21 protein-coding genes are annotated in these 25,179 nt (G+C 72.2%); 13 read left to right on the top strand and 8 right to left on the bottom strand.

Annotated elements, in window-relative coordinates; translation table 11 throughout:
• Window positions 1–567: 567 nt before the first annotated feature.
• Genes ACZ6S4_RS06830 through ACZ6S4_RS06810 form a run of 5 tightly spaced genes read left to right on the top strand, consistent with a single transcriptional unit; the run spans window position 568 to window position 5,724 of the window.
• Complete coding sequence (locus ACZ6S4_RS06830) at window positions 568–984, top strand: YciI family protein (RefSeq protein ID WP_465473966.1); 417 nt, start codon at window positions 568–570, stop codon at window positions 982–984.
• Window positions 985–1,000: 16 nt separating this feature from the next.
• Window positions 1,001–2,224 carry an RNA polymerase sigma factor gene (locus ACZ6S4_RS06825; protein ID WP_465474146.1) on the top strand — a complete coding sequence of 408 codons (1,224 nt, stop codon included), beginning with the start codon at window positions 1,001–1,003 and terminating at the stop codon, window positions 2,222–2,224.
• A 51-nt stretch (window positions 2,225–2,275) separates the two neighbouring features.
• The gene (locus tag ACZ6S4_RS06820) at window positions 2,276–3,571 is read left to right on the top strand and encodes a hypothetical protein (RefSeq protein WP_465473965.1); all 1,296 of its coding nucleotides are present in this window, start codon (window positions 2,276–2,278) and stop codon (window positions 3,569–3,571) included.
• Window positions 3,568–4,644 carry a phosphate ABC transporter substrate-binding protein PstS gene (gene pstS / locus ACZ6S4_RS06815; RefSeq protein ID WP_465473964.1) on the top strand — a complete coding sequence of 359 codons (1,077 nt, stop codon included), beginning with the start codon at window positions 3,568–3,570 and terminating at the stop codon, window positions 4,642–4,644. The genes ACZ6S4_RS06820 and pstS overlap by 4 nt, the downstream gene beginning before the upstream one ends.
• A gap of 24 nt (window positions 4,645–4,668) precedes the next feature.
• Entirely contained in the window at window positions 4,669–5,724 is a 1,056-nt protein-coding gene (locus ACZ6S4_RS06810) for an aldo/keto reductase (RefSeq protein WP_465473963.1), read from the top strand.
• A 4-nt stretch (window positions 5,725–5,728) separates the two neighbouring features.
• Here ACZ6S4_RS06810 and ACZ6S4_RS06805 read toward each other — a convergent pair whose 3' ends face one another.
• Entirely contained in the window at window positions 5,729–6,643 is a 915-nt protein-coding gene (locus tag ACZ6S4_RS06805) for an ImmA/IrrE family metallo-endopeptidase (protein ID WP_465473962.1), read from the bottom strand.
• A gap of 140 nt (window positions 6,644–6,783) precedes the next feature.
• On the opposite strand from ACZ6S4_RS06805, the gene ACZ6S4_RS06800 reads away from it, so the two are divergent.
• Complete coding sequence (locus ACZ6S4_RS06800; RefSeq protein WP_465473961.1) at window positions 6,784–8,139, top strand: S28 family serine protease; 1,356 nt, start codon at window positions 6,784–6,786, stop codon at window positions 8,137–8,139.
• Between the two features lie 4 nt (window positions 8,140–8,143).
• Here ACZ6S4_RS06800 and ACZ6S4_RS06795 read toward each other — a convergent pair whose 3' ends face one another.
• Both ACZ6S4_RS06795 and ACZ6S4_RS06790 read right to left on the bottom strand, forming a co-directional pair.
• Window positions 8,144–9,673 carry a glycoside hydrolase family 53 protein gene (locus ACZ6S4_RS06795; RefSeq protein WP_465473960.1) on the bottom strand — a complete coding sequence of 510 codons (1,530 nt, stop codon included), beginning with the start codon at window positions 9,671–9,673 and terminating at the stop codon, window positions 8,144–8,146.
• A 27-nt stretch (window positions 9,674–9,700) separates the two neighbouring features.
• The gene (locus tag ACZ6S4_RS06790; protein WP_465473959.1) at window positions 9,701–11,695 is read right to left on the bottom strand and encodes a beta-galactosidase; all 1,995 of its coding nucleotides are present in this window, start codon (window positions 11,693–11,695) and stop codon (window positions 9,701–9,703) included.
• Between the two features lie 151 nt (window positions 11,696–11,846).
• Here ACZ6S4_RS06790 and ACZ6S4_RS06785 point away from each other — a divergent pair, with 151 nt between their 5' ends.
• The 4 genes from ACZ6S4_RS06785 (at window position 11,847) to ACZ6S4_RS06770 (ending at window position 16,102) form a co-directional block, all read left to right on the top strand.
• Complete coding sequence (locus ACZ6S4_RS06785) at window positions 11,847–13,154, top strand: ABC transporter substrate-binding protein (protein ID WP_465473958.1); 1,308 nt, start codon at window positions 11,847–11,849, stop codon at window positions 13,152–13,154.
• 11 nt (window positions 13,155–13,165) lie between these two features.
• Complete coding sequence (locus tag ACZ6S4_RS06780; protein WP_465473957.1) at window positions 13,166–14,101, top strand: carbohydrate ABC transporter permease; 936 nt, start codon at window positions 13,166–13,168, stop codon at window positions 14,099–14,101.
• Window positions 14,098–14,991, top strand: a complete 894-nt coding sequence (locus tag ACZ6S4_RS06775; RefSeq protein ID WP_465473956.1) for a carbohydrate ABC transporter permease — start codon at window positions 14,098–14,100, stop codon at window positions 14,989–14,991. The genes ACZ6S4_RS06780 and ACZ6S4_RS06775 overlap by 4 nt, the downstream gene beginning before the upstream one ends.
• A 97-nt stretch (window positions 14,992–15,088) precedes the next feature.
• The gene (locus tag ACZ6S4_RS06770) at window positions 15,089–16,102 is read left to right on the top strand and encodes a LacI family DNA-binding transcriptional regulator (RefSeq protein WP_465473955.1); all 1,014 of its coding nucleotides are present in this window, start codon (window positions 15,089–15,091) and stop codon (window positions 16,100–16,102) included.
• 433 nt (window positions 16,103–16,535) lie between these two features.
• Here ACZ6S4_RS06770 and ACZ6S4_RS06765 read toward each other — a convergent pair whose 3' ends face one another.
• The 4 genes from ACZ6S4_RS06765 to ACZ6S4_RS06750 all read right to left on the bottom strand — a co-directional run bounded on the left by ACZ6S4_RS06765 (window position 16,536) and on the right by ACZ6S4_RS06750 (window position 19,247).
• Window positions 16,536–17,765 carry a hypothetical protein gene (locus ACZ6S4_RS06765; RefSeq protein ID WP_465473954.1) on the bottom strand — a complete coding sequence of 410 codons (1,230 nt, stop codon included), beginning with the start codon at window positions 17,763–17,765 and terminating at the stop codon, window positions 16,536–16,538.
• Window positions 17,762–18,271 carry a SigE family RNA polymerase sigma factor gene (locus tag ACZ6S4_RS06760; RefSeq protein ID WP_465473953.1) on the bottom strand — a complete coding sequence of 170 codons (510 nt, stop codon included), beginning with the start codon at window positions 18,269–18,271 and terminating at the stop codon, window positions 17,762–17,764. The genes ACZ6S4_RS06765 and ACZ6S4_RS06760 overlap by 4 nt, the downstream gene beginning before the upstream one ends.
• A gap of 58 nt (window positions 18,272–18,329) precedes the next feature.
• Entirely contained in the window at window positions 18,330–18,638 is a 309-nt protein-coding gene (locus ACZ6S4_RS06755) for an FAD-dependent oxidoreductase (protein ID WP_465473952.1), read from the bottom strand.
• Window positions 18,639–18,821: 183 nt separating this feature from the next.
• Window positions 18,822–19,247 carry an FAD-dependent oxidoreductase gene (locus tag ACZ6S4_RS06750; RefSeq protein ID WP_465473951.1) on the bottom strand — a complete coding sequence of 142 codons (426 nt, stop codon included), beginning with the start codon at window positions 19,245–19,247 and terminating at the stop codon, window positions 18,822–18,824.
• On the opposite strand from ACZ6S4_RS06750, the gene ACZ6S4_RS06745 reads away from it, so the two are divergent.
• A complete protein-coding gene (locus ACZ6S4_RS06745; RefSeq protein WP_465473950.1) occupies window positions 19,165–19,824 on the top strand; it encodes a TetR/AcrR family transcriptional regulator C-terminal domain-containing protein in 660 nt (219 codons plus the stop codon). The two genes, ACZ6S4_RS06750 and ACZ6S4_RS06745, sit on opposite strands and share 83 nt — an antisense overlap.
• On the opposite strand, the gene ACZ6S4_RS06740 is transcribed toward ACZ6S4_RS06745, so the two are convergent.
• Window positions 19,796–21,442 carry a serine/threonine protein kinase gene (locus tag ACZ6S4_RS06740; RefSeq protein WP_465473949.1) on the bottom strand — a complete coding sequence of 549 codons (1,647 nt, stop codon included), beginning with the start codon at window positions 21,440–21,442 and terminating at the stop codon, window positions 19,796–19,798. The genes ACZ6S4_RS06745 and ACZ6S4_RS06740 overlap by 29 nt on opposite strands.
• A gap of 177 nt (window positions 21,443–21,619) precedes the next feature.
• Between ACZ6S4_RS06740 and ACZ6S4_RS06735 the strand changes: the two genes are divergently transcribed.
• Both ACZ6S4_RS06735 and ACZ6S4_RS06730 read left to right on the top strand, forming a co-directional pair.
• A complete protein-coding gene (locus ACZ6S4_RS06735; protein ID WP_465473948.1) occupies window positions 21,620–23,845 on the top strand; it encodes a putative bifunctional diguanylate cyclase/phosphodiesterase in 2,226 nt (741 codons plus the stop codon).
• Window positions 23,846–23,921: 76 nt separating this feature from the next.
• Window positions 23,922–24,800: an alpha/beta fold hydrolase gene (locus ACZ6S4_RS06730; RefSeq protein WP_465473947.1), complete on the top strand. Its 879-nt coding sequence runs from the start codon at window positions 23,922–23,924 to the stop codon at window positions 24,798–24,800.
• Window positions 24,801–25,179: the final 379 nt, after the last annotated feature.

Raw genomic sequence — 25,179 nt, 5'->3', positions numbered from 1 at the left:
CCTGCTGGGCTCGCCGGCCCGATGCCCCCGCGCTTGCCGGGCTCGCCGGGCCTGCTGGGCTCGCCGGCCCAATAGCCCCTGGCCTCGCCGGCCTCGCCGGCCTCGCCGGCCTCGCCGGCCCGCTGGCCCGATGGCCCGATGGCCCGATGGCCCGATGGCCCTCCGAGCCTTGCCGGCTCTCCGAGCCGACGACCCCGAGGCCTTGCCGGCTCTCCGGGCCGACGACCCCGAGGCCTTGGCGGACGTGCCGGGCTTCCGAGGTCCGCCGGGCTTCCAGGTCCGCTGTGCTTCCAGCCGCCGGGCTTGCCAGGTTCGGTGGGTCGCGGCCCGCTCACCCGCCGCCCGCGCGACACCCCTTCGCCCGCCGTCCGTCCGGCGTCCGTCCGCCCTGGCCGAAACCCCGCCGTCCGCCCAGCCGACTCCCCGCCGAGCGCCCCACCACCATCGCCGGTACGGTCGCCGAAATCAGCTCCCACCAGATTCCCGGCTGATGTCGAGAATCCCCGCCGCAGCTTCGTCCATCGGTGACCGCGCCCCTCAAGTGCGGCACGAGGATAGGAATAAGGCATGACCAAGTACCTGCTCATCGTGGATTACCAGCCCGGCGTCATCGACAAGCCGATGGACGAGTGGGCCCCCGGCGACATCAAGGCGCACATGGACTACTACGGCGCGTTGCGGGCTGAGCTGTTGGCCAGCGGCGAGCTCGTCTTCCAGGAGGCGCTGACCGGCCCCGAGCTCGCCAAGGTCGTCACCAGCGACGGCGTCGCGGCGCCGGTGGTCACCGATGGGCCGTTCGCCGAGTCGAAGGAGATGCTGGCCGGGTTTCAGCTCGTCGACGTCGAGAGTGAGGAGCGGGCCCTCGAGATCGCGGCGAGGATCTCCGCGGTTCCGGGACCCGGCGGGGTGCCGCAGCAGCAGCCGATCGGCGTACGCCGGGTGCTCGGGCCTTCCGACTTCGCCCTGCTGACGCCCGAGCTGTGACCTCGGCGCCGCTGTGATCGAGGTACCGACCGTGGAGGACCTGCTGCGTGAGTTCGCGCCGCAGGTCCTCGGCGTTCTCGTGCGCCGCTTCGGAGATTTCGACGCCGCCGAGGATGCCGTGCAGGAGGCGTTGCTCGCCGCCGCGCTGCGGTGGCCCGTCGACGGCGTTCCGGACAATCCGCGTGGCTGGCTGATCCGGGCCGGCGCCAACAAGTTCGTTGATCAGGTCCGTAACGAGCTGGCCCGCCGGGAGCGGGAGCGGCGGGCTGCATTCGAGGAGCCGCCTATCGACGTACCGGATCGGGACGACACCCTCACGTTGCTCTTCCTGTGCTGTCACCCGGCGCTGACGCCGGCCTCCGCGATCGCGCTCACGCTGCGCGCGGTCGGCGGCCTGACCACCGCCGAGATCGCGCATGCCTTCCTGGTGCCGGAGGCCACGATGGCGCAGCGGATCAGCCGGGCCAAGCAGCGGATCAAGGCCTCCGCGATTCCGCTCCGGATGCCGGAGCCGGCCGAGCGGCGCGCCCGGCTGCGGTCGGTCCTGCACGTGCTCTACCTGATCTTCAATGAGGGGTACGCCGGCAGCACCGGCCCCGACGTGCACCGCACCGAACTCTCCGCCGAGGCGATCCGGTTGACCCGTACGGTGCACCGGATGCTCCCGGACGACGGTGAGGTCGCCGGTCTGCTGGCGTTGATGCTGCTCACCGACGCCCGCCGCCCCGCCCGGACCGGCACCGGCGGTGAGCTGATCCCCTTGGAGGAGCAGGACCGCGGCCGCTGGGACCGGCAGCTGATCAAGGAGGGGACCGCGCTGCTCGACGCGGCGATGGCCAGCGGCACCGTCGGCGAATACCGGTTGCAGGCGGCGATCGCGGCCCTGCACGACCGGGCCGCCCGGGTGCAGGACACCGACTGGCCGCAGATCCTCGCCCTGTACGGCCTGCTCGACCAGCTCACCGGCAACCCCATGGTCACGCTGAACCGGGCGGTCGCGGCGTCCATGGTGCACGGCCCGGCCGAAGGGCTGCGCCTGCTCGCGACCCTCGACGAACGGCTGCCCGGCCACTACCGCCTCGACGCCGTCCGGGCGCACCTGTACGAGCGGTCCGGTGACACCGGGGCCGCGATCGCGCACTATCGAACCGCCGCCGCCCGCACCACCAGCGCCCCGGAAAGGCAGTATCTGACCACTCGGGCGGCCCGCCTGAACGAATTGCGGGAAAACAACAAATGAACGGCAGTGACCGGCGCCCGGAGAATTGCGCGTGTGCATTACCGTGGCGTCGTGTCCGCAGTTGCCATGGCGACGAGAAAATTGTTCCGTCCCGAAACCCCCGTACGTCTGCGCTTGTGGGCCTCCCTGGTGATCGGCGTCGCCGTGGCCCTGCTCGCCGCCTCCGGCCTGCTGTTGTCGCAGCTGCGCGGGCAGGTCCGGATCATCGGTGGTGAGGCGGCGCCGCAGGCCGCCACGGCCGCGGATCTGTATTTCGCCCTCAGCGATCTCGATGCCCAGGTCGCCCGAATGGTGCTCGTCGGTGACGCCGCGGAATTGTCCGGCAGTCAGCTCGACGCGCTCGGCACCTATCAGCAACGCAGCCGGCAGATCGACGAGGATCTGCAACGGTCGCTGACCACCGTGACCGGGCAGGCCGACCGGGCCATTGTGCTGGATCTGATGCACGACCTCGCCGTCTACCGCCGGTGGGTGTGGCAGACCCTCACCGCGCAGTCGCAGGCGCCGCCGCAGCCCCCGGGCCGGTTGCCGCCCGACGCGCTCGGCTACTACACCCAGGCGACCAACGTGCTGCACCTGCGGTTGCTGCCGGCCGCCGACCGGCTGCGCGACGCCGGTGAGTTCCGCCTCGACCGGGCGTACGCGGCCAAGGCCACCACCGAGGCGTGGACGGTCGGACTGGCCGTGCTGCTCGGCGGGGGTCTCGTCGTGCTCCTCGTGATCCTCCAGGTGTTCCTGGCGCGGCGGTTCCGCCGGTTGCTCAATCCGGCCCTGGCCCTCGCCACGGTTCTCGCCCTGGGCCTGACCGTGGGGGTGTGCCTGGTCGTCGTCGGGCAGGGGCAGCGGCTCAGCGCCGCGCGCAACGATCACCTGACGCCCTACCTGGCGCTGTCGCAGGCCCGGGCGCTGAGCTACGACGCCGCCGCCGACACCAGCCGCTACCTGCTCAGCGGCAACCTGGCCCTCTACCGGCAGGACTTCACCGGCAAGTCGGCCCAGCTGATCGAGGTCGCCGGACAGCTCGACGCCGACGGCCAGGTGCGTGACCGGTGGCTGGGCTATCAGCGGGACCATCAGCGGGTCGTGGCGCTGGCCGGCTCCGGGCGTACCCGGGCGGCGGTCGACGTGGTCACCGGCATCCGCCGCGGCGACGCGGCTTTCGATTTCTCCTATTTCGATGCCGCGGTCGGCGCGGCGGCCACGGCCCGCAAGGCCGGTTTCGACACGGCGCTGCGGGACGGGGAACGGCTGCTGACCGGCTGGCCGCTGATCCCGCTGCCGGTCCTCGGGGTCGTGATGCTGCTCGTGCTGCTCGGGGTCCGCGCGCGGCTGGCGGAATACCGATGAGGGCGCCGCTGGGTCTCGTCGCCGCGCTGGTGCTCGCGGCCGGGGCCGCGGCGTGCGCTCCGGTCGTCACGGCGCCCGCGGCCGGCGACGCGATCCCGTGCGCGGCCGGATCTTTGCGGGCCCAGGGCTCGTCGGCGCAGACCAACGCGGTCAACACGTGGATCCGGAACTACCAGGTCGCCTGCTCCGGCGCCACGGTCGCGTACGGGAGCACCGGCTCGGGCGCCGGGGTCCGCGCGTTCCTGGCCGGCACCGGTGACTTCGCCGGCTCGGACTCGCCGCTCACCGCCCAGCAGCAGACGGCCGCCGACGCCCGGTGCGCCCGCGGCCCGGCCGTGCACCTGCCCATGGTGATCGGGCCGATCGCGCTGGCCCACAACGTCGCCGGGGTCGGCGACCTGCGGCTGGCCCCGGCCACCGTGGCCCGGATCTTCGCCGGGACGGTGACCACCTGGGACGACCCGGTGATCGCAGCGGACAACCCGGAGGCCGTCCTGCCGTCGACCGCGATCCGCACCGTGCACCGCGCGGACAGCTCCGGCACCACCGCGAACTTCACCGCGTTCCTGGCGGCGACAGCCCCGGCCGACTGGCGGTTCGGCGAGGACAGCACCTGGGCGGCCCCGGGCGGCAGCGCCCAGCGTGGCAGCAACGGTGTCGCGTCCACGATCGCCCGCACCGACGGGGCCATCGGTTACGTCGAGGCGTCGTACGCGCGGTTCCACAACCTGGCCGTGGCGCGGGTCCGCAACGGCGCGGGGGAGTTCACCGCGCTGACCGACGAGGCTGCCGGGCGTACCGTCGCGGCCGCCGCCGTCACCGGGACCGGCTCCGACCTGCGGCTCGCCGTCGATTACCGGACCACCGCCGCCGGGGCGTACCCGATCGTCCTGGTCACGTACGAGGTGGTCTGCCGGACCGGCACGCCCGCCCGCAGCCTGCCGCTGCTGCGCGGCTTCCTGACCTACACCGCCGGCCCGCAGGGCCAGGCCGCGGCCGCGCGGCTCGGCTACACGCCGCTGCCCGCGGCCCTGCAGGGCAAGGTGCTGGCGGCGGTGGGCGCGCTGAACTGACCACGGTGGATCTAGGCTGGCGGGATGGAATATCGCGCACTCGGCAAGTCCGGTCTCCGGGTCTCCGTGCTCACCATGGGGACGATGACCTTCGGCGGCAAAGGCGGCTTCGCCAGCGTCGGCTCGACCGATGTGGCCGAGGCCCGCCGCCAGGTCGACCAGTGCCTCGACGCCGGCGTCAACCTGATCGACACCGCCGACGTCTACTCCGGCGGGGTCTCCGAGGAGATCGTCGGTGAGGTGCTCGCCGGCCGCCGCGACGAGGTGCTGGTCGCGACCAAGGTCCGGATGCCGATGGGACCCGGCCCCAACGACGCCGGCCTGTCCCGCCACCACATCATCGCCGGTTGCGAGGCCAGCCTGCGCCGGCTGCGCACCGACCACATCGACCTCTACCAGGTGCACGAGTGGGACGGGCAGACCCCGCTGGAGGAGACCCTTGAGGCGCTGCGGCAGCTGGTCACCTCGGGCAAGGTCCGGTACGTCGGCGCGTCCAACTACACCGGCTGGCAGCTGATGAAGGCGCTCGGCACGGCGGACCGCACCGGGCTGCCGCGTTTCGTCAGCGAGCAGATCTACTACTCGCTGCAGGCCCGCGACGCCGAGTACGAGCTGATCCCGGCCGCGGTCGACCAGGGCCTGGGCGTGCTGGTGTGGAGCCCGCTCGCCGGTGGCCTGCTCTCCGGCAAGTACCGCCGGGGCGTGCAGGCGCCGGCCGGCTCCCGGCAGCTCACCGACTGGAACGAGCCGCCGGTGCACGACCAGGAGAAGCTCTACGACACGGTCGAGGTGCTGGTGCAGATCGGCACGGACCGTGGCGTGTCGGCGGCCCAGGTCGCGCTGGCGTACCTGCTGGGGCGGCCGGCGGTGACGTCGCTGGTGATCGGAGCGCGCACCGCCGCGCAGCTCGCCGACAACCTGGCGGCGGCCGAGCTCGTGCTCAGCGCCGAGGAGCGGGCCCGACTGGACGCGGTGAGCGCGCCGACGTTGCTGTACCCGTACTGGCATCAGGCGAAGACGGCGAGTGACCGGCTGTCTCCCGCGGACCTCACCCTGCTCGGGCCGCACGTGCAGGACTGAGCCGTCAGCCGCGGGCGCGCCGCACGATGGTCTCCTCGCGCAGCACCAGCGAGCTCACCCAGGCCTCGGCGAAGTGCAGCAGACCGCGCGCGCCCGCCTGCTCGAAGATGCGCCGCAGCAGCTCCGTGCGGCGCGCCGGCGGCAGGTGCTCCCCGTCGGTCGTGCCGCGCACCCGGTTGACCAGCTGCTCCACGGCCAGGAAGAGGAACGGCCCGGCCACCGCCAGGGCCCGCCAGCGGAACTCGGCGCCCTCGTCGACGCCGCGCAGGATCAGCATCGCGGCGAGCTCGTCCGCCTCGTACTCGCGGCGGGAGTTGCGGGGGTCGTCGTCCGGCGGGGTGTGGTGGTGGCCGGCGAGCAGGTGGCCGTACTCGTGGCCGAGGGCGAACCGTTCCGCCGACCGGGCCATGAAGAAGCCGAAGGTGTTCTGGGCCTCCGCCGGGGCGTCGGGTGCGTCGAGATCCCGCCGCAGGTAGGCGGTGACGGCGTCCGCGAACGCCGCGTCGGCCTCTTCGCGCTGCTGACGCTGTTGCAGGGCCGCGGCTGCGTACCGGCTCGCGCCCTGCTCGTCGCGGGCCGGGGTGAGCTGCGACGCGACCAGCGTGGCGGCCACCCGGTCCAGCAACGGGCGCAGGCCGGTGTCGAGCAGGATCAGCGTGCCACCCTCCACGCTGTGCGTCCGCGCGTGCAGGGCCCGGTGCGGGAACGCGCCGACATGGGTGCCGGCCGGCACGTCGATCCGGCTCACCGCGAGGGTACGGCGGATCCCGGCGTCGACCGCGTCGAACGGGTTGGCCAGCTCGTAACCGCCGTCGCGGATCGTGGCCAGCACGTCCTCGCCGACGTGTGCGCGCTCCCCGGGGCCGAGGCCCTCGACGTAGGCGCGGACCGCCGCGCGGGGCAGGGTGCCGTCGGGCATAGCTCGGCCTCCTGTAGTCGTGGTCGCGGCATGGTGGGGTAGGACAGGATATGGTCAGGCGTCGATGGTCAACGGCGGCGGGGGACACTGTGCGGCGTTTGTGGACGGCTTTGTCCGCGCTCATGATCATGGTGGCGCCGATGGTGGTGGCGCAACCCGCGGCGGCCGCGGATGAGGACATCCTCACCCGGTTGCGCGCTGTGCCCGGCCTGACCGTCGTCGAGGAGCGAGCCGCGCCGGCCCCGTACAGGTTCTTCGTCCTGACCATCACCCAGGCCGCCGACCACCGGCATCCCGCCGCGGGCAGCTTCCAGCAGCGCCTGACGCTGTTGCACCGCGGCACGGACCGGCCCACGGTCCTGCACACCACCGGGTACGGCGTCCCCGGCTCGATCTTCCGGGCCGAGCCGACCCGGCTCATCGACGGCAACCAGCTCTCGGTCGAGCAGCGGTTCTTCACCCCGTCGCGGCCCGAGCCGGCCGACTGGTCCGACCTGACCATCTGGCAGGCCGCGACCGACCACCACCGCATCGTGCGCGCGCTGACCCCGCTCTACCCAGCTAAGTGGATCTCCACCGGCGCCAGCAAGGGCGGCATGACCTCGGTCTACCACCGCCGCTTCTACCCGGCCGACGTGGCCGGCACGGTCGCCTACGTCGCCCCGCAGGACGTGGTCGACCGGGAGGACTCGGCGTACGACCGCTTCTTCACCACCGTCGGCGGCGATCCGGCCTGCCGGGCCGCCCTCGACGCCGTGCAGGTCGAAGCGCTGCGCCGGCGCTCGGTGCTGGTCGCCCGCTATCAGGCGTGGGCGGCCGAGAACGAGCGGACGTTCACCATCGTGCGCTCGGCCGACCGGGCCTTCGAGTTCCTGGTGAACGGCACGACGTGGGCCTTCTGGCAGTACAGCGGGCTCAGCCAGTGCGCCTCGGTGCCCGCCGCCACCGCCTCCGACGACGAGATCTTCGGCTGGCTGGACGCGGTCTACGGGCTGGACTCCAACACCGACCAGGGCATCATCGGTTACGTGCCGTACTACTACCAGGCCTCGGCCCAGCTCGGCTACCCGGTGATCAGGCTGCCGCACCTGGCGAAGCTCCAGCGCTACCGGGGCCAGGACCGCGCGGAGTCGTACCTGCCGCGCGGCCTGCGCCCCCGCTTCCACCCGCCGGCGATGGCCGACATCGAGCTCTGGGTCCGCGGCGCGGCAAGCCGGCTGCTGTTCGTCTACGGCGAGAACGACCCGTGGGGCGCCGAACCGTTCCGCCTCGGCCGCGGCACCCGGGACTCACTGTCCTACGTGGCCCCGGGCGCCAACCATGGCGCCAACATCTCCCTGCTGACCCCGGACGAGTCCGCCACCGCGACCGCCGCGGTTCAGCGCTGGGCGGGCCTCACCGCCACGGCGGCCCGGGCGGCAGCCCCGGCAGCGGCGCCGTACGACCCGCTGCTCGACGCCTACAACCCCGCCCTGGACCGCCGCTACAACCGCTGACTTCTCAGAACCGTTTGAACACCGACAGGGCCGGCAGGGCGCGTCCGTTGTAGTCGAACAGCGCCTGGTTCTCCCAGCCGTCACCGGAGGCCGGGTCGGCCGGGTCCCAGCCCGCGCCCTCGGCCGCCGTCCACGTCGGCTCCCAGTAGAAGACGCCGAGCGCGTTCGGCACCCCGGCGACCACGGTCAGGATGTCGCGCAGCGCGTCGGACTGCCCGCGTGGCGTGGCCGGGTAACCGCCGGCCTCGGCCAGGGCCGCGGTGAAGATGTTCGTCTCGTGGTCGTTCTCGGCGGTGGTGAAGCCGTACGCGGTCTCGGCCACCATCACCGGCTTGCCGTAGCGGCCCGCCAGGTCCAGCAGGTTGGCCTGCAGCGCGCCGAGTGAGCCGTGCCAGTAGACGTAGTGCGACACCGCGATCACGTCGAACGGCACGTTGCGGGCCGTCGCCTGGTCGAACCACCAACGGTGCCCGCCGTTGTTGCCGCCCTCGGCCAGGTGCAGCACGACCTTGGTGCCCGGGGACGCTGCCGTGACCGCGGTGCTGCCCGCCGTCAGCAGGGCGGCCAGGCCGTCCCAGTTGTCCCAGCGGCCGTCCGGCCACAGCAGGCCGCCGTTGATCTCGTTGCCCACCTGGGCCATCGCCGCCGGGGTGCCCTGCGCCCGCAGGTCGTGCAGCACCTCGTAGGTGTGGTCGTAGACGGCCTGCTTGAGCTGCTCGAAGCTGAGCGCCGCCCAGGCCGCCGGCTTGTTCTGCTTGCCCGGGTCGGCCCACGCGTCGGAGTAGTGGAAGTCGATCAGCAGCCGCTGTCCGGCCGCCCTGGCCCGGCGGGCCTGGGCCAGCACGTCGTCCTTGTCGTTGTAGCCGTCGGCCGGGTTCACCCAGACCTTGAGCCGGATGAAGTTCACGCCGTTGGCCGCGAGCAGACCGAACGGGTCGCGACGCTGCCCGGCGGCGGTGCGGTACACCGCGCCGTGGTCCTCGTTCTTGGTCACGTGCGAGACGTCCGCGCCGGTGATCGCCAGCGGGGTGCCCGGCGCGGAGTCCGACGGCCCGAAGGCGAGGTCGTCGAAGTTCGTGTACTGCCCGGCGGTGGCGTCGGAGTGCAGCACGATCGTGCAGCGCCCGCCGGTCACCTTGACGGTGACGGCGAGCCGGACCCATTCCTGTCCGGTACGGGGAATCGCGGCCCGTTCCTCCGCCGAGCCACAACTGTTCAGCCCCACGTACGCGGAGGGCTGGTTGCCGCCCGAGCGCACCCGCAGGCTCAGCGTGTACGTGCCGCGCCGGAGCCCGGTTACCGGCTGGCTCGTGGTGACCCGGTAGGCGGTGTCCGCGTAGTGCGTCAACTGATGACTGCCGGTGTAGCCGCCGGACTCGACGAAACTCGCGGCCCGGGAGCCGCTCTCCGACCAGCCGGTGATGCCGGCCTCGAAGCCCGGATTGCGTACGTCACCGGGAGCAGCGGCGTGCGCGGGAGAGGCCGCAACGACCAATGCGGTGGCTGCGGTCAGGACGAGGGGTGTGCGAAGCATGGGAGCTCCAAGGGGGAGAACGGACTGTTATCGGTGGCCGCGCCGCAGGACGCGGAAGCTTCCGGCGGGGACCGGTAGGCCGTCGGCCACCACGTCCCCGGTGAGCAGCTCGACGCCGGCGCCGGGCACGACGACCTCGCTGCTCCCGTGATTGATCGCGATCAGGTAGGCGCCGGTGTCGGAGTGCCGCTCGACGATCTCCAGGGACGGGGGCAGGTCCGGCGCCGGGGGCAGGCCGGCTGCCCCGGACACCGAGGCCAGCAGAGCTGCGGTGCCCTCGGGAGTCAATCTGGTCGAGACATAGAAGGCCTGACCCTTCCCGTACGCGTTCCGGGTGATCGCCGGCAGTCCGGCTGCCGGACCGTCGGCGTAGGACGCGAGCGCCGTCGCACCGTGCAGTTCCAGCCGCTCCGCCCACATGTCGGCGGTGCGGCCGTCGTCGAGCCGGACGCCGCGCCCGGCGGCCAGCGGCTCGAACTCCTCGACGCCCAGGCCGAGCAGGTCGCGCAGGGCGCCGGGATAGCCGCCGGGGTGCACGGCGTCGTGCCCGTCGACGATCCCGGAGAAGTACGACACCAGCAGCGTCCCGCCACCCGTCACGTAACGCCGCAGGTTGTCCGCCGCGCCCGGGCTGAGCAGATAACTGCTCGGCGCCACGACCAGCGGGTACGCCTCCAGCGCGCCCTCCGGGTGCGCGAAGTCGACCGTCCGGTGCGCCCGCCACAACGGCTCGTAGAACGCCTCCTGCCGTTCGCGGAAGCTCAGCTCCTGCGACGGGCGCCAGGGCAGCTCGAGCCCCCACCACGACTCCCAGTCCCAGAGCAGCGCCACCTGGGCGGTGATCCGGCTGTCGCGCAGCTCGGCCAGCTCGCCCAGCGCCGCGCCCAGCGCCACCACCTCCCGCCAGGTCCGGGTGCCGGTCCCGCCGTGCGGCAGCATCGCCGAGTGGAACTTCTCCGCGCCGAACCGCGAGGCCCGCCACTGGAAGAACAGGATGCCGTCGGCGCCCCGGGCCAGGTGCTGCATGCTGTTGCGGCCCAGCTCGCCCGGCGCCTTGGTGAGGTTGCGGGGCTGCCAGTTGACGGCGTTGGTGGAGTGTTCCATCAGCAGCCAGGACCGCCCGTGCGCGACCGAGCGGGTCAGGTCGGCGCACATGGCCAGCTCGATGTGGTTGTCGGCCCGTTCGGCCTGCAGGTAGTGGTCGTTGGCGACCACGTCGACCTCGGTGCCCCACTTCCAGTAGTCGATGTTCTTGCAGTTGGCCAGCATGAAGTTGGTGGTGACCGGGATGCCCGGGGCGAGGCGGTGCAGGATGTCGCGCTCGCGCCGGAAGTTGGCCAGGTGCGCGTCCGAGCTGAACCGGAAGAAGTCGAGCTCCTGCGCCGGGTTGACGGTCGTCGGCGCGACGATCGGCGGCTCGATCTCGGCCCAGTCACCGAAGCGCTGGCTCCAGAAGGTGGTGCCCCAGGCGTCGTTGAGCTTGCCCAGGTCGCCGTAGCGGTCGCGCAGCCAGTTGCGGAAGGCCGCGGCCGAGGTGGGGCAGTAGCAGTACGGGTTGGCGCCGCCGTACTCGTTGTGGGCGTGCCACAGCACCACCGCGGGGTGGCCGGCGTAGCGGCGGGCGAGCTGCTCGGTGATCCCGGCGGACGCCGCGGCGTAGGCCGGTGAGCTCGGGCAGAACGACTGCCGGGCGCCGCCGCCCAGCCGCGTGCCGTCGCGGGTGATCGGGGCGGCGTCGGGGTGGCGGTGCAGGAACCACGGTGGCGGGGCGGCCGTCGGGGTGGCCAGGTCGACCGCGATGCCGGCGTCGTGCAGCAGCTCGAGGCTGCGGTCGAGCCAGCCGAACTCGTACTCGCCGGGAGCCGGCTCCAGCATCGCCCAGGCGAAGATCCCGAGGCTGACCAGGTTGACGCCGGCCTCGCGCATCAGCGCCACGTCGGCGCTCCAGACCTCCTCCGGCCACTGCTCGGGGTTGTAGTCCCCGCCGTAGGCAATCCGGTCCATCCCCGGGATGAGCGGCATGTACGGCTCCTGTCTGTGAGCGCTCCCAACCGTGCACAGGCATGATTGCACAGCTTCCACCTGCATAGTTAACGCAACCGCAACTCTTGACACTGTGCTTTGGTGGGTTAAGGCTGTGAGCGCTCACAGCCACCATCCCCGGAGAGGCACGATGATGAGGAAGAAGTTCGGCGCCCTGCTCGCAGTGGTGCTCGCCGCCGGCCTGAGTGCCGCCTGCACCAGTGATTCCGGTGACGCCGACCAGAGCGCGCAGCCCGGCGGCAAGGTCGAGCTGTCGTTCTGGGCCTGGGCGCCGAACATCGACAAGACCGTCGACGCCTGGAACGCCGCCAACCCCGACATCCACGTGACGCTGAGCAAGCAGGCCGGCGGCGGCGACATCGTCACCAAGCTGCTGACCGCGGCCAAGGCGGGCAACCCGCCGGACCTGGCCCAGGTGGAGTACCAGTCGCTGCCCACGCTGGTCAGCAACGACGTGCTGGCCGACATCGCCCAGGAGGCGGCGCCGGTCAAGGACAAGTTCGCCGAGGGCGTCTGGCAGCAGGTCACCCTGGGCACCGACGCGGTGTACGCGATCCCGCAGGACTCCGGCCCGATGATGTTCTACTACCGGGCCGACGAGTTCGACAAGCTGGGCCTGACCGTGCCGAAGACCTGGGACGAGTTCGCGCAGACCGCCCGTACCGTCCGGCAGAAGGCCCCGAAGAAGTACCTGACCACCTTCTCGGCCAACGACCCGGGCTGGTTCACCGGCCTGGCGCAGCAGGCCGGCGCCTCCTGGTGGGGCATCGACGGTGAGACCTGGAAGGTCAGCGTCAACGACGCGGCCACCAAGAAGGTCGCCGACTACTGGGGTGGCCTGGTCGCCGAGGGCGCGATCGACAAGCAGCCGATGTACACCCCGGCCTGGAACAAGGCGCTCAACGACGGCACCCTGATCGCCTGGCCGAGCGCGATCTGGGCGCCCGGCGTGCTGGCCGGCAACGCGCCCGCGACCAAGGGCAAGTGGGCGATGGCGCCGATGCCCCAGTGGGCCGCCGGCGAGAACAAGACCGGCAGCTGGGGTGGCTCGTCCACCGGCGTCACCGCGGCCGGTAAGAACAAGGCCGCCGCGGTGAAGTTCGCCGCCTGGATGAACGCCGACCCGGCCGCCACCGAGCTGCTCATCAAGGAGAGCGCCATCTACCCGGCCGCCCGCGACGCGCAGTCCAGCCCGCTGCTGCAGGAGCCGCCGGCCTTCTTCGCCAACCAGAAGGACTTCTACACCTCCGCCAAGGCGATCGCCGAGACCGCGTCCGGCTTCGTCTGGGGGCCGAACGTCAACGTCGCGTACGACACGTACAAGGACGCCTTCGGCAAGGCGATCACCGGTAAGACACCGTTCGCCGGGGCCGTCGACACCATGCAGACGGCCACCGTGGCCGACATGCAGAAGAACGGCTTCAAGGTCGCGAGCTGAGAGGACCCGTCATGTCAACGGCCGTCACCGGCCGGCGGCGGCGAGGTGCGGCATCCCGCGGGGTGCCGTACCTCTTCCTCGCCCCGGCCATCGTGCTCTTCGTCCTCTTCCTGCTCGTGCCGATCGGCTACGCCGTCTACCTGAGCCTGCGCAAGGTCAAGGTCAGCGGCCTGGGCCTGGGCCGCAACGCGCGCACCGAGATCTTCGCCGGGCTGGAGAACTACCGCACCGCGCTGTCGGACTCCGAGCTGTGGGGCAGCGCGGGCCGGGTGCTGGCCTACGGCCTGACCCTGCTGCCCATCATGCTGGGCCTGGCCCTGCTCTTCGCGCTGCTGCTGGACCGGCCGGGGGTCCGGCTGGCGCGCTTCTCACGCCTGGCGATCTTTCTGCCGTACGCCGTCCCGGGCCTGATCGCCAGCATGCTGTGGGGCTTCCTCTACCTGCCGGCGGTCAGCCCGTTCACCGACCTGGCCGTGCGGCTGGGGCTGCCCGAGCCCGACCCGCTCACCGGCGGCTCGGTGTTCTTCGCCATCGTCAACATCGCGGTCTGGGGCGGCGTCGGCTTCAACATGATCGTGCTGTTCACCTCGCTGCGGGCCATCCCCTCGGAGATCTACGAGTCCGCCCGCCTCGACGGCTGCACCGAATTCCAGCTCGCCGTCCGGATCAAGATCCCGCTGCTGATGCCGTCGCTGATCATGACCACGGTCTTTTCGCTGATCGCCACCCTGCAGGTCTTCACCGAGCCGCTGACCGTGCGCTCGCTGACCAACTCCATCTCCTCGACGTGGACCCCGCTCATGAAGATCTACCGCGACGCGTTCGCGCAGAACGACATCTACTCGGCCGCCGCCAGCTCGGTGCTGATCGCCGGGATCACGCTCGTGGTCTCGTTCGGCTTCCTGCGGCTGGTGCAGCGGCAGGCCTTCGGAAGCGAGGAGCGATGACGGCGCTCGCCACGTCCGTACCGGTGCGGGACGACCGGGATCCGGCGGCGCCGCGCCGGCGGTCCGGGCGGCGCACCGCCTGGCTGCCGACCGCCGTGCTGCTGATCGGGGCGGTCTACTGCCTGCTGCCGGTGGCCTGGGTGGTCGCCGCGTCGACCAAGAGCGGGTCGTCGCTGTTCACCACCTTCACCTTCGCCCCGGGCGGCGACTTCCTCACCAACCTCGGCGACCTGTCGTCCGGCGGCGTCTACTGGAAGTGGATGCTCAACTCCCTGCTGTACGCCGGGGCCGGCGGGCTGCTGTCGGCGTTCGTGTCCGGGCTGTCCGGCTACACGCTGGCCAAGTACCGGTTCCCCGGGCGCGGCGTCATCTTCAACGTGCTGCTGGCCGGGGTGCTGGTGCCCGGGGTCACGCTGGCCATCCCGCAGTACCTGCTGCTGGCCAAGGTGGGGATGACCGACACGTACTGGGCAGTGCTGCTGCCGAACATCCTCAGCCCGTACGGGATCTATCTGGCCCGGATCTATGCCGCCGCGGCCGTGCCGGACACCGTGCTCGAGGCCGCCCGCACCGACGGGGCGTCCGAGGGCCGGATCTTCGGCCGGGTGGCCCTGCCGATGATGCTGCCCGGGCTGGTCACGGTCTTCCTGTTCCAGTTCGTGGCGATCTGGAACAACTTCCTGCTGCCGTTCGTGATGCTCTCCGACGACGACAAGTTCCCGGTGACCGTCGGCCTGTTCACCTTGCTGAACCAGGGCCAGACCGTGCCCGCCCTCTACAGCGTCGTGATCATCGGGGTATTGATCTCCATCGTGCCGCTGATCGCGCTGTTCCTGCTGCTGCAACGCTACTGGCGCCTGGACCTGGTCTCCGGGTCGGTGAAAGGCTGATGACCACCCGTCCAACCACCCCGCCGCCACCCTTGACCGGACTGAAGACTGGTCAACCCGGCTGCGCGGCGGTGGAGCCGGGCGGGAGAATGTGACCGTGACCGAGCCCAGCCGACTCCGCTCCCGCCCGACGATGGACGACGTCGCGGCGGTGGCCGGCGTCTCCCGCGGCACGGTCTCCCGGGTGCTCAACGGCGGTCACAACGTCAGCCGGCAGGCCCTGGCGGCGGTCGAGCGCGCGATCAGCAAGACCGGCTACGTGGTGAATCAGCACGCGCGCAGCCTGGTCACCCAGCGCTCCGGCTCGGTCGCGTTCATCCTTTCCGAGCCGCAGGACAAGCTCTTCGAGGACCCCAATTTCAACAACCTGTTGCGCGGCTGCACCCAGGTCCTGGCCGAGCACGACATCACCCTGCTGCTGACCGTGGCCGCCACCGGCGAGGACCGCCAGCGGATCGGCCGCTGGGTCACCGCCGGGCACGTCGACGGCGCGCTGCTGGTCTCCAACCACCTGGGCAGCCCGCTGATCGCCGAGCTCAAGGAGCGCGGGCTGCCGTTCGTGGTCTGCGGCCGGCCGCTGGGCCAGGAACGCGATGTCACGTACGTGGCCTCCGACGACCGCGACGGCGCCCGGCAGATGACCGAATACCTGCGCTCGGTCGGCCGCCGGCGGATCGCCATCATCACCGGCCCGCTGGACACCCCCGGTGGCGTCGACCGGCTGGCCGGCTACCGCGAGATCGTCGGGCACGGCGACCCCGAACTGATCGCGACCGGCGACTACACCCAGGCCTCGGGCGAGGCGGCGATGGCCCGACTGCTGGAGCAGGCCCCGGACCTGGACGCGGTCTTCGTCTGCTCCGACCTGATGGCGGCCGGCGCGATCACCACCCTGCAGCGGGCCGGCAAGCGGGTCCCGCAGGACGTGGCGGTCGGCGGCTTCGACGACAACAAGATCGCCACCACGACCAAGCCGCTGCTGACCACCATCCGCCAGCCGTGGGCCCGGCAGAGCGCGGAGATGGTCCGGCTGCTGCTGGCCCACATCGACGGCGAGGAACACTCGGCCGTGATCCTGCCGACCGACCTGGTGATCCGCGAGTCGGCCTAGGAGCCCCCGGCGCGCGGCGGCGCGTGGCCGCCGTCGCGACCATGCCGGCGCCAGCATCACCAGCCCGATCACCCCGCCCGCCGGGCCGGTGGCCGGCAGACTTCCCCGGCCGCCGACGACGCGGACCTCGCTGTGGCCGGTGATCGGCGCCAGACCCTCGGCGGAGAACGTGATGGTCACCGTGCCGGTGTCGCCGGCCGTCGCGCTCCGGGCAGCCTCACCCGCACAGGCAGATACTGCTCGATGGTCTCGCCCTCGAACGACAGCACCCGCGGATCCGAGCAGACGACCCCGATGGACGATGTCCGGGAAGGCGGCCGACACCGGATCGGCGCGGTGGATGTCCCCGGCGTGGGCCGGGGACGCCACGGTGAGCAAGAGGAGGACGGCGGCGGTCGCCACTTTCACGCGGACGTGAAGCTTGCCACCCGCCTCACTCCGCGTCCTCGAACAGCATCAGCCGGGTGCCCTGACCGGTGTGGCAGTTGACCGGCGGCTTGTCCCCGCCCCAGGCGAAGGTGCGCGGGACGAGGCCGAGGCCGGCGCAGCTCGGAAACGAATTGGTCCCGTGGCGCGTGCTGCCCCAGTGGCCCGTGACCGGGTTCAGCACGATCTGGTCCCCGCGGTCCATCCAGATCAGGATCCGGCCCCCGGTGTCGGTGGGCATCAACTGGAGTGAACGGTAGTCGGGCGTCGTCGGCAGCGCCCGGCGCCCGGACCCGTCCAGCTCCTGGACGAACCAGCCGGAGGCCTTACGCTGGAACGGCTGGGGAACCTCCGTCGTGCCGAGACAGAAGGTCGGAGCGCACCGCAGCGACACCGTGTCGGGCAGCGCGGTGACGGGGCGCTCTTCTCCGGTGACGAGATTACGGAGCAGTCGCGACACTGTGCCGCTGCTCCGGCCGGCGGGCCGGCCGGTCAGCTCGGCCCATGGGGTGCCGTGGGTGCCGAGGCGCTTGAACTCCGCCGGCTTCGTCATGACGCCGCCGGACAACGAGACGCGGGTGACTCCGCCGGTGCGGGCCGACCAGTACACCGCGTCGTCCGTGGCGTACCAGTCCCGGGCGAGCAGGTAGCTGGTCCGTACCGTGGTCACGAGCTGCCGCTCCCCGCCGGTCACCGGCGCGCGGTAGACCGAGAAGAACTCCTCGCCGTGATCGCGCACCTGCCAGACCAGCCAGTTCGGCGTGACGAGGACCTCGTTGGCGGTGTCGTTGCCACCGTATCCGGTGACGAGCGTCTTGAACGTCTTGTCGCGCACGTTGTAGGAGTAGAGCGACACCAAGTCCGCAACCAGCACGCGGTCGGCGTCCAGGCGCCCCACCACGCGGGCCTTCTTGCCCGCCGGGGAGGTGACCGGCGACTCGATGACGGCGCGTGGCCACACCGACGTGATCTGGGGCGCGTCGTCGAACGAGGCGGGCATCTGGAGCCCCGACTGCTCGACCGTCTGAACGGGGGCGGCGCGCCGCTCCGGCCACGGACCGATCGCGGCGCCCACCGCGACCGCCACGAGGACCAGCACGACCGCCGCGCTCCCGGCCCGGCGGCGGCGGCGTCGCCGGCGGTAGCCGGCCTCCACCCGCTCCAGCAGATCCGGCGGCGGGGCCGGTGCCGTGGCGGCATACGTCTCGAGCACCTCGCGCACGTTGACATCGCTCATCGCAGGGCCTCCGACAGGTCGCTGAACTTCGCGGCCCGCAGCTTGTCCAGGCCCCGTTTGGCCTGGCTGCGGATGGTCGCGCTGGACACGCCCAGCGTCGTGGCGATCTCCTGGTCGGTCAGCCGTTCGTAGAACCGCAGGACCAGGACCGCCCGCTGGCGGGGCGGCAGAGTCGCGAGGGCCGTCCAGACCTGCGCGGCGTGCCCGGCCACATCGACCTGCGCGAGACCCGGATCCGGGACGGCCTCCTCGGGAACGCGGGCGGTGAGCCACTCGCGGCGCCTGCGGCGCCACGCGCTGACATGCAGACGGGTCATCGTGGTACGGACGTAGCCGGTGGGATCGTCGCGTCGCACCACACTGGCCCAGTGACTACGCAGCCTGATCAGGGCGTCCTGGACCAGATCGTCGGCATCGTGGTGATTACCGCTGAGGATGTAGCCGTAGCGGTAGAGGGCGGGCGTGCGAAGGCGGACGAAGTCCGCGAATGCTTGTTCCTCTGTCATGCGTCCCCTTTCCCACCCCGGACGCTCGAGCGGGCGAAAGTGTTGCACGCCCGGCGAGCTACCTGTCGGCGGACGCCGGTTCGGCGGGCCGGGGCGTGAAGAAGCGGACGATGTCCCGCGCCGCGGTGGGGGAGAGCATCATCGCCTGGACCCGTGCGGACATCTCGGCGATCGGCTGCGTCCGGGCGAACATCGCCTCCTCGTACGCCCGGATCGCCGAGTCCGGGTCGGCGGCGAGCCGGCTCGCGAGTTCGGCGGCGTCGAGCATGGCCTGGTTGGCACCCTCGCCGACCGGCGGCATGAGATGCGCGGCATCGCCGATCAGGGTGAGGCCCGGCCGGCCGGCCCAGCGCGTCCCCGTGGGCATGGCCTCGATCAGGCGCGGCACCGGCGCGCTGTCGCCGGCTTCGATGAGGGCGGTGAGGCGTGCATCCCAGTCGCGCCGACGAGGATGTCGCAGCCCGTCACCTGACCGCCGGTGAAGGTCGGTTCCCAGCCTCCGCCGGGTCGCGGGGCCGCCGCGACGAGTCGGTGCCGCCAGACAACCGTGTCATCGGGGGAGGGAATCGAGCAGGAGGTCACGAAGTGCGCCCCGGTCGATCTCGGGACGTCCGGAGAACGAGCCGGACTGCGGGACGTGGTGGATCAGGATCCTTCCCGCCGGGTCGACGATGCGATGCTCCTCGCCCTCGGACCGCGCCTGCGCCCGGAAACGGCCGGCCAGACCCGCGTCGGCCAGTGCCCGCTGCCCGGACTCGGGGCGCAGGTCGAGCGAGCCGCCCTGCCCCCGCGCGGATCGGCTCGCCTCGCGCTCGTACACCACCGCGTCGAGGCCGTGCTGATGCAGAATCCGGGCCAGAGTCAGCCCGCCCGGTCCGCCACCCGCGATCGCGATGCGCCTGAAGATCGCCGGTGTGGCGATCCGGCTCGCCGACGCGCACGGCCTCGACGGCCTGTCGGTGCGCAAGATCGCCACCGAGCTCGGTGTCGGGCCGATGCGCCTCTACGACTATGTGAGCAACCGGTCCGAGCTGCTCGATCTGATGGTCGACGTCGTGTACGCCGGGATCGCCGAGGTCACCCCGCACTCCGAGTGGCGCGCCACGGTGCTGGCCGTTGCCCACGCGACCCGCAAGGCCGCCCTCGACCACGAGTGGTTCGCCGACCTGCTCGGCGGAAGGCCGCACCTGGGACCGCATGCTCTCGCTGTGGGGGAAGCGACCGCGGCGGCGCTGAGCCGGGCCCCCGGCGTGCGAAGCATCGACGACCTCCAGCGGGCTCTGGGTGCCCTCAACTCCTTCGTCATCGGAGCCGTCCGCCGGGAGGTCACCGAGCGGCGCACCGCCCGGGCCACCGGCACCGATGAGGCTGCCTGGCTGGCCGGTCTCGGCCCCTACCTCACCCGCATGCTGGAGACCGGCCGGTATCCCAGCGTCGCCCGGCTCGTCGTCGACGGCGCCCACCTCGAAGCCGAGGAGACCTTCGACCACAACCTGACCACGGTCCTGGACGGCATCACCGGCCTCAGAGCGGGCCCCGGTCGACGAAGCTGAACGTGGTGCCGGTCTCGGCGTCGCCCAGGAACTCCAGGTAGACCTGAGGCTTGCGGGTGCGCCACTGCAGCGTGCCGTGCGCGTCGTTGTAGATCGTGTACGTCGGGCGGCCCTTGTCGTCCTTGTTGCCCGTCTCCGAGATGTTGAACAGCGTCGCCTTGGTGGGCACGCACTCGGTGGCGACCAGCTCGGCGGAATCGCCCGGGATCACCTTGGCGCCGAGGCAGGGCGGCTCGCCGTCGGTCGGCTTCTGTGACTGGATCAGGTAGTCGACGCCCTTCGGGACCAGGGCGAACAGGGAGTCCTTACCGGTGCCGCCGGAGGTCACGACCTCGTCGGGGAAGGGCATGGCGAGGTCGCGGTCGATCTCCACGAAGTGGATCAGGATGCGCCGTTCGCCGGCCAGGATGGTGGCCGGGCCGGCCGGTGTCGGGCTGGGGGAGACCCTCGGCGGGGACGATGCCGGACCGCCGGCGGGCGAGGCGTCGGCTCCCGATGACCGCACCGCCTCGTTGTCCGGCGGGGTCGCGATCCAGTAAGCCAGGACGACGCCCCCGCCGACGAGCACGGCGAACGCGGCCAGGCCGGCGAGCACGGCCCGGCCGCGGCGGCGCGGCGGGCGGGTCGCGACGTCACCGCCGGGGCCGTACGGCTGCACCGCACCGCCCGGGCCGAAGAGCGTGCCGGACCGGGCCGGCGTCGATCCGGCCGGGCCGTGGTCCGGCCGCGGCTCGGCCCCGGCCATCGCCGTGACCACGTCGTCGTGGACCGGGCGGGCCGGCAGTGTCACAGCCGGCTGGCCGGTGGCCAGCAGCAGGTCGAGCAGCTCCCGGGCGGTCGGCCGGTCGGCCGGCTCCTTGGCCAGGGTCCGGGCGACGATCCCGCGCAGCGTCGGGGGCAGCCCGGTGAGGTCCGGCTGCTGGGTGAGGATGCGCATCGCGGTGGCCGGGGCCGAGTCGCCCTGGAAGGGCGTGCGGCCGGTGGCCGCGAAGGTGACCACCGCGCCCCAGGCGAAGATGTCGGCGGCCGGGCTCAGCCGCAGGCCGGGATGCTCGTCGAAGCGTTCCGGCGCCATGTAGGCGACGGTGCCGACCATCTGATCGGTACGCGTGTGCTGGCTGGTCGCCTCCAGCGGGCGGGCGATGCCGAAGTCGATCACCTTGAGCCCGCCCAGCGCGAACAGCACGTTGCCCGGCTTGAGGTCGCGGTGGATGACCCCGGCACCGTGGATGGCGGTCAGCGCGGTGGCGATGCCGACCGCGGCGCTGTGCAGGGCGGCCGGGGAGAGCGGGCCGTTCTCCCGGACGACATCGGTCAGCGCCGGCCCGTCGACGTACTCGACCACCAGATACGGCGGCTCGTGGTCGAGGTCGGCGCCGAGCACCTCGGCGGTGCAGAACGGCGGCACCTGCCGGGCCCGGTTGACCTCGCTGCGGAACCGGCCGAGGAACTCCTCGTCGCGGATGAACTCGGCCCGCACGACCTTGACGGCGACCAGCCGGCCCTGTGGTGAGCGCCCCAGGAAGACCGTGCCCATGCCGCCGGCGCCGAGACGGCCGAGCAGCTCGTACTCGCCGAGGTGGGCCGGGTCGCCCGGGCGCAGGGGCTGACTCGACAAAGGTCCTTCTCCCCACGCTTCATGACACGCCGCTTGGCACACTATCGCGCGGCCGCCGGCCGGACATCCCCGGCCGGGGCATCGGGGCCGGGCGTGCAGGACCGCTGCCCCGGCGGCCGCCCGGACCGGGAGCGCCGGGAACCTCAGGTCGGGCCCGGGCCGACCGATTGACGGGGAGTGCTGACGGGACGCGTCGACCGCTGGTGGTCGCTCTGGATGGGCGCGGGAACCCTCGTGTGCCTGGCTTATCCGTTGGTGCCCTCCGACGCCGTGCAGGGAGTGATCTCCTGGGCCGTCGGCCTCGCGGCGCTGCTGGTCACGATCATCGGGATCCGGCGCAACCGGCCCGCCGCGGCCCGCTGCTGGTACGTCGTGCTGGCCAGCCTGGTGCTGTGGGTGCTGGGTGACATCGCGTACTCGGTGAGCGGCCTGGTGCTGCCCGCGCTGCCGTACCCGTCATGGGCCGACGCGTTCTATCTCAGCGCGTACGTGCCGCTCATCGCCGGTCTCTACGGCCTGGCCCGCAGCCACCGCCAGCGCCCGCTGGCGGGCCTGGTCGACACGCTGATCATCGCGGCCGGCCTGGGCCTGGTCTACTGGATCTTCGTAATCGGCCCGATCCTGGCCGACCCGGCCACCCCGCTGCTCGCCCGTCTCGCCACGGTCGGCTACCCGACCGCCAGCGTGCTGATGATCGCCGTGGTGGCCCGGCTGGCGACCCGGGCCGCCCACCCCACGCCCAGCCACTGGCTGCTGATCATCGGCAGTGTGGCGACGCTGGCCTCCAACGTCATCTTCACGCTGCTGCCGGGAGCGCTGCCGGGCGCCGGCGACGTGATCTACGTCGGGTTCCTCATCGCCTACGTCTACTGGGCCGGCGCGGCGCTGCACCCGTCGGTGAGCGCGCCGCCGGTCCGCGAGCTCGCGGAACGTTTCGGCAAGGGCCGGCTCGCCGTGCTCACCTGCGCGACGCTGATCGTCCCGGCGGTGCTTTTCGTCCAGGGCAGCAGCGGGCACCGGCCGGTCAGCTGGCTGGCCATCGGTCTCGGCGCCGTGCTGCTGTTCCTGCTCGTGCTGCTGCGGATGTCGGGCTTCGTGGCCCAGGTGCAGAGCCAGGCCGCGCAGCTCGAGGTGCTGGCGATGCACGACGAGCTGACCGGGCTGGCCAACCGGCGCCTGTTCGAGCAGCGGGTCCGCGAGGCCCTGGCCACCGGTTCCCCGCAGGTGGCGATGCTGGACCTGACCGGCTTCAAGGCGGTCAACGACCGCCTCGGCCACACCGTCGGCGACCGGCTGCTGATCGCCGTGGCCGGCCGGCTGGTGGCCGGTCTGCACCCGGGTGACCTGGTGGCCCGGATGGGCGGGGACGAGTTCGCCGTGCTGGCGCCGGACGCCACGGACGCCGAGGGCGACGCGCTCGTGGAGCGGGTCTGCGCCGCGCTGCGGGTCCCGGTGCAGGCCGGCGAGCACGAGCTGCTGATCGGCGCCGGTGTCGGCGTCGCGGGCGCGGACGGCACCGGCGACCCGATGGAGCTGCTGCGCCGCGCCGACGTCGCGATGTACGCGGCCAAGGCCGACGGTGACCGGCAGCGCCGCTACGCCCCCTGCCTCGACGACGAGGCCGGTGCGGAGGCCCGGCTCGGGGCGGAGATGCGTACGGCGCTGGACACCGGCCAGTTCCGCCTCGTCTACCAGCCCATCGTCTCGCTGCCCGACGCCCGCGTCGTCGCCGTCGAAGCCCTCATCCGCTGGCACCACCCCGAGCGCGGCCTCGTCAACCCGGCCGACTTCATCCCCGTGGCCGAGCAGAACGGCCTGATCGTCGAGCTCGGCGCCTGGATCCTCACCACCGCCTGCGCCCAGGCCGTCACGTGGCAGCACACCCACGGCGCCGCCGCGCCCCGCCGGGTCAGCGTCAACGTCTCGGCCCGCCAGCTCGCCGAACCGGGCTTCGCCGACCTCGTCGCCCACACGCTGGCCGGTACCGGCCTTCCCGCTCACCACCTCGTCGTCGAGGTGACCGAGACGGCGGTCTTCGGCGGCGGGCAGAGCGTGCAGACCGTCAAGGACCTGCACCAGCTCGGCGTACGCATCGCCCTCGACGACTTCGGCACCGGCCACTCCTCGCTCGGCCTGCTGCAGACCGTGCCCGTCGACACCCTCAAAGTCGACAAGAGCTTCGTCGACACCATCACCATGGCCGGCCGGCACGCCGTCATCGCCACCGCCCTCATCCAGGTCGCCGACGGCCTCGGCCTCACCGCCGTCGCCGAAGGCGTCGAAACCGCCGAACAAGCCACCGAACTGCACCGCCTCGGCTACCGGCTGGCCCAGGGCTACCACTTCGGCCGGCCCGTGGCCCAGCCCGACTTCCACGGTTTGCCTACCGTGGTGGCCGGGTAGCAGCGGGGACCCACTTCATCCATCATCGTCAGTGCCCGGGTGCGTCCGCGCCGGGCCGCGACGAGAGGACCCCACCGTGCCCGACGTGCAGGCCAACGGCATCGAGCTGTACTACGAGACCCTCGGCGACCCGGCCGGCCCGGCCCTGCTGCTGGTCATGGGGCTGGGCGCGCAGCTGATCGACTGGCCGCAGGAGTTCTGCGAGCAGCTCGCCGGCCGGGGCTTCTTCGTGGTCCGCTTCGACAACCGTGACTCCGGGCTGTCGGCGAGCCGGCCCGAGTGGGGGGTGCCGGACGTGCGGGCGATCGTGGCGGGGGACCGCGCGACGGTGCCGTACCTGCTCGCGGACCTGGCCCGGGACGCGACCGGGCTGCTGGACGCCCTCGGTCTGCGGCGGGCGCACGTCGTCGGCGCCTCCATGACCGGCATGATCGCCCAGCAGGTCACGATCGACCATCCGGAGCGGGTGGCCAGCCTCTGCTCCATCATGTCGACGACCGGGGAGAGGTCGGTGGGCCGGGCCACGCCGGAGGCTGCGGCGGTCCTGGGCCGGGCGCCGGCGCCCGACCGGGCCACCGCGGTGGCCGCCGCCGTCTCGGCGGCACGCATCGTCGGGTCGCCGGGCTTCCCCGCGCCGGAGGACGAGTTGCTGCGCCGGGCGGAGGCCAAGTACGACCGGGCCTACAACCCGCTGGGCACGCTGCGGCAGTACGCCGCGATCATCGCCTCGCCGGACCGGACCGCCGGCCTGCGCGGGGTGACCGCACCCACTGTGGTCGTCCACGGTGCCGACGACCCGCTGATCACCGTCACCGGTGGCGAGGCGACCGCCGCCGCTGTGCCGGGGGCCGACCTGGTCGTCATCGAGGGCATGGGGCACGACCTGCCCCGCGCATTGTGGCCCCGCATCATCGACGCGATCGCGGCCAACGCTCTTCGGGCCGCGGTGCACTGAGGCCGCAGTGATTGACCAGCCGTCGTTCCATTAACGACCGTTGAGGCGCGGCGCATTCCGGAATGGCATCATGGGCGCACCGTGATCATGCCATTACCCGGTGGCGTCGAACGAGCGGTTCCGGGCCGAAGCGCGCCGGAAACATTTGCGTGGTCGACGGTTTGCCCGCGGTCGGGGCGCCGGTCCGGGGAAGGGCTGCCGCGGCCGTGGCGCGCACCGCTTGCGACCTGCCATTCTGGTCCGCGAATGGCTATTCGCGCGCGGCCCCGGAAAGCCATTCCTCACCCCTTGTTCAACTGACGTCCACCGGTGGCGGTCCCGAATGCTGGCACCGAGCCGCAGGTGGGAACGCTTCCAGTCAAACGAGACGCGGATCTCA

The sequence above is a fragment of the Actinoplanes sp. NPDC051405 genome, assembly GCF_055586185.1.
The sequence above is the reverse complement of the archived record's forward strand: the minus strand, read 5'-3'. Positions and strand labels throughout refer to the sequence as shown.

What these genes read in the sequence shown, in the direction of transcription:
- ACZ6S4_RS06830 (WP_465473966.1), top strand. Translation starts at nt 568, where the DNA reads ATGACCAAGTACCTGCTCATCGTGGATTACCAGCCCGGCGTCATCGAC.
- pstS (WP_465473964.1), top strand. Translation starts at nt 3,568, where the DNA reads ATGAGGGCGCCGCTGGGTCTCGTCGCCGCGCTGGTGCTCGCGGCCGGG.
- ACZ6S4_RS06810 (WP_465473963.1), top strand. Translation starts at nt 4,669, where the DNA reads ATGGAATATCGCGCACTCGGCAAGTCCGGTCTCCGGGTCTCCGTGCTC.
- ACZ6S4_RS06805 (WP_465473962.1), bottom strand. Translation starts at nt 6,643, where the DNA reads ATGCCCGACGGCACCCTGCCCCGCGCGGCGGTCCGCGCCTACGTCGAG.
- ACZ6S4_RS06800 (WP_465473961.1), top strand. Translation starts at nt 6,784, where the DNA reads ATGGTGGTGGCGCAACCCGCGGCGGCCGCGGATGAGGACATCCTCACC.
- ACZ6S4_RS06795 (WP_465473960.1), bottom strand. Translation starts at nt 9,673, where the DNA reads ATGCTTCGCACACCCCTCGTCCTGACCGCAGCCACCGCATTGGTCGTT.
- ACZ6S4_RS06790 (WP_465473959.1), bottom strand. Translation starts at nt 11,695, where the DNA reads ATGCCGCTCATCCCGGGGATGGACCGGATTGCCTACGGCGGGGACTAC.
- ACZ6S4_RS06785 (WP_465473958.1), top strand. Translation starts at nt 11,847, where the DNA reads ATGATGAGGAAGAAGTTCGGCGCCCTGCTCGCAGTGGTGCTCGCCGCC.
- ACZ6S4_RS06780 (WP_465473957.1), top strand. Translation starts at nt 13,166, where the DNA reads ATGTCAACGGCCGTCACCGGCCGGCGGCGGCGAGGTGCGGCATCCCGC.
- ACZ6S4_RS06775 (WP_465473956.1), top strand. Translation starts at nt 14,098, where the DNA reads ATGACGGCGCTCGCCACGTCCGTACCGGTGCGGGACGACCGGGATCCG.
- ACZ6S4_RS06765 (WP_465473954.1), bottom strand. Translation starts at nt 17,765, where the DNA reads ATGAGCGATGTCAACGTGCGCGAGGTGCTCGAGACGTATGCCGCCACG.
- ACZ6S4_RS06760 (WP_465473953.1), bottom strand. Translation starts at nt 18,271, where the DNA reads ATGACAGAGGAACAAGCATTCGCGGACTTCGTCCGCCTTCGCACGCCC.
- ACZ6S4_RS06755 (WP_465473952.1), bottom strand. Translation starts at nt 18,638, where the DNA reads ATGCCCACGGGGACGCGCTGGGCCGGCCGGCCGGGCCTCACCCTGATC.
- ACZ6S4_RS06745 (WP_465473950.1), top strand. Translation starts at nt 19,165, where the DNA reads ATGCGCCTGAAGATCGCCGGTGTGGCGATCCGGCTCGCCGACGCGCAC.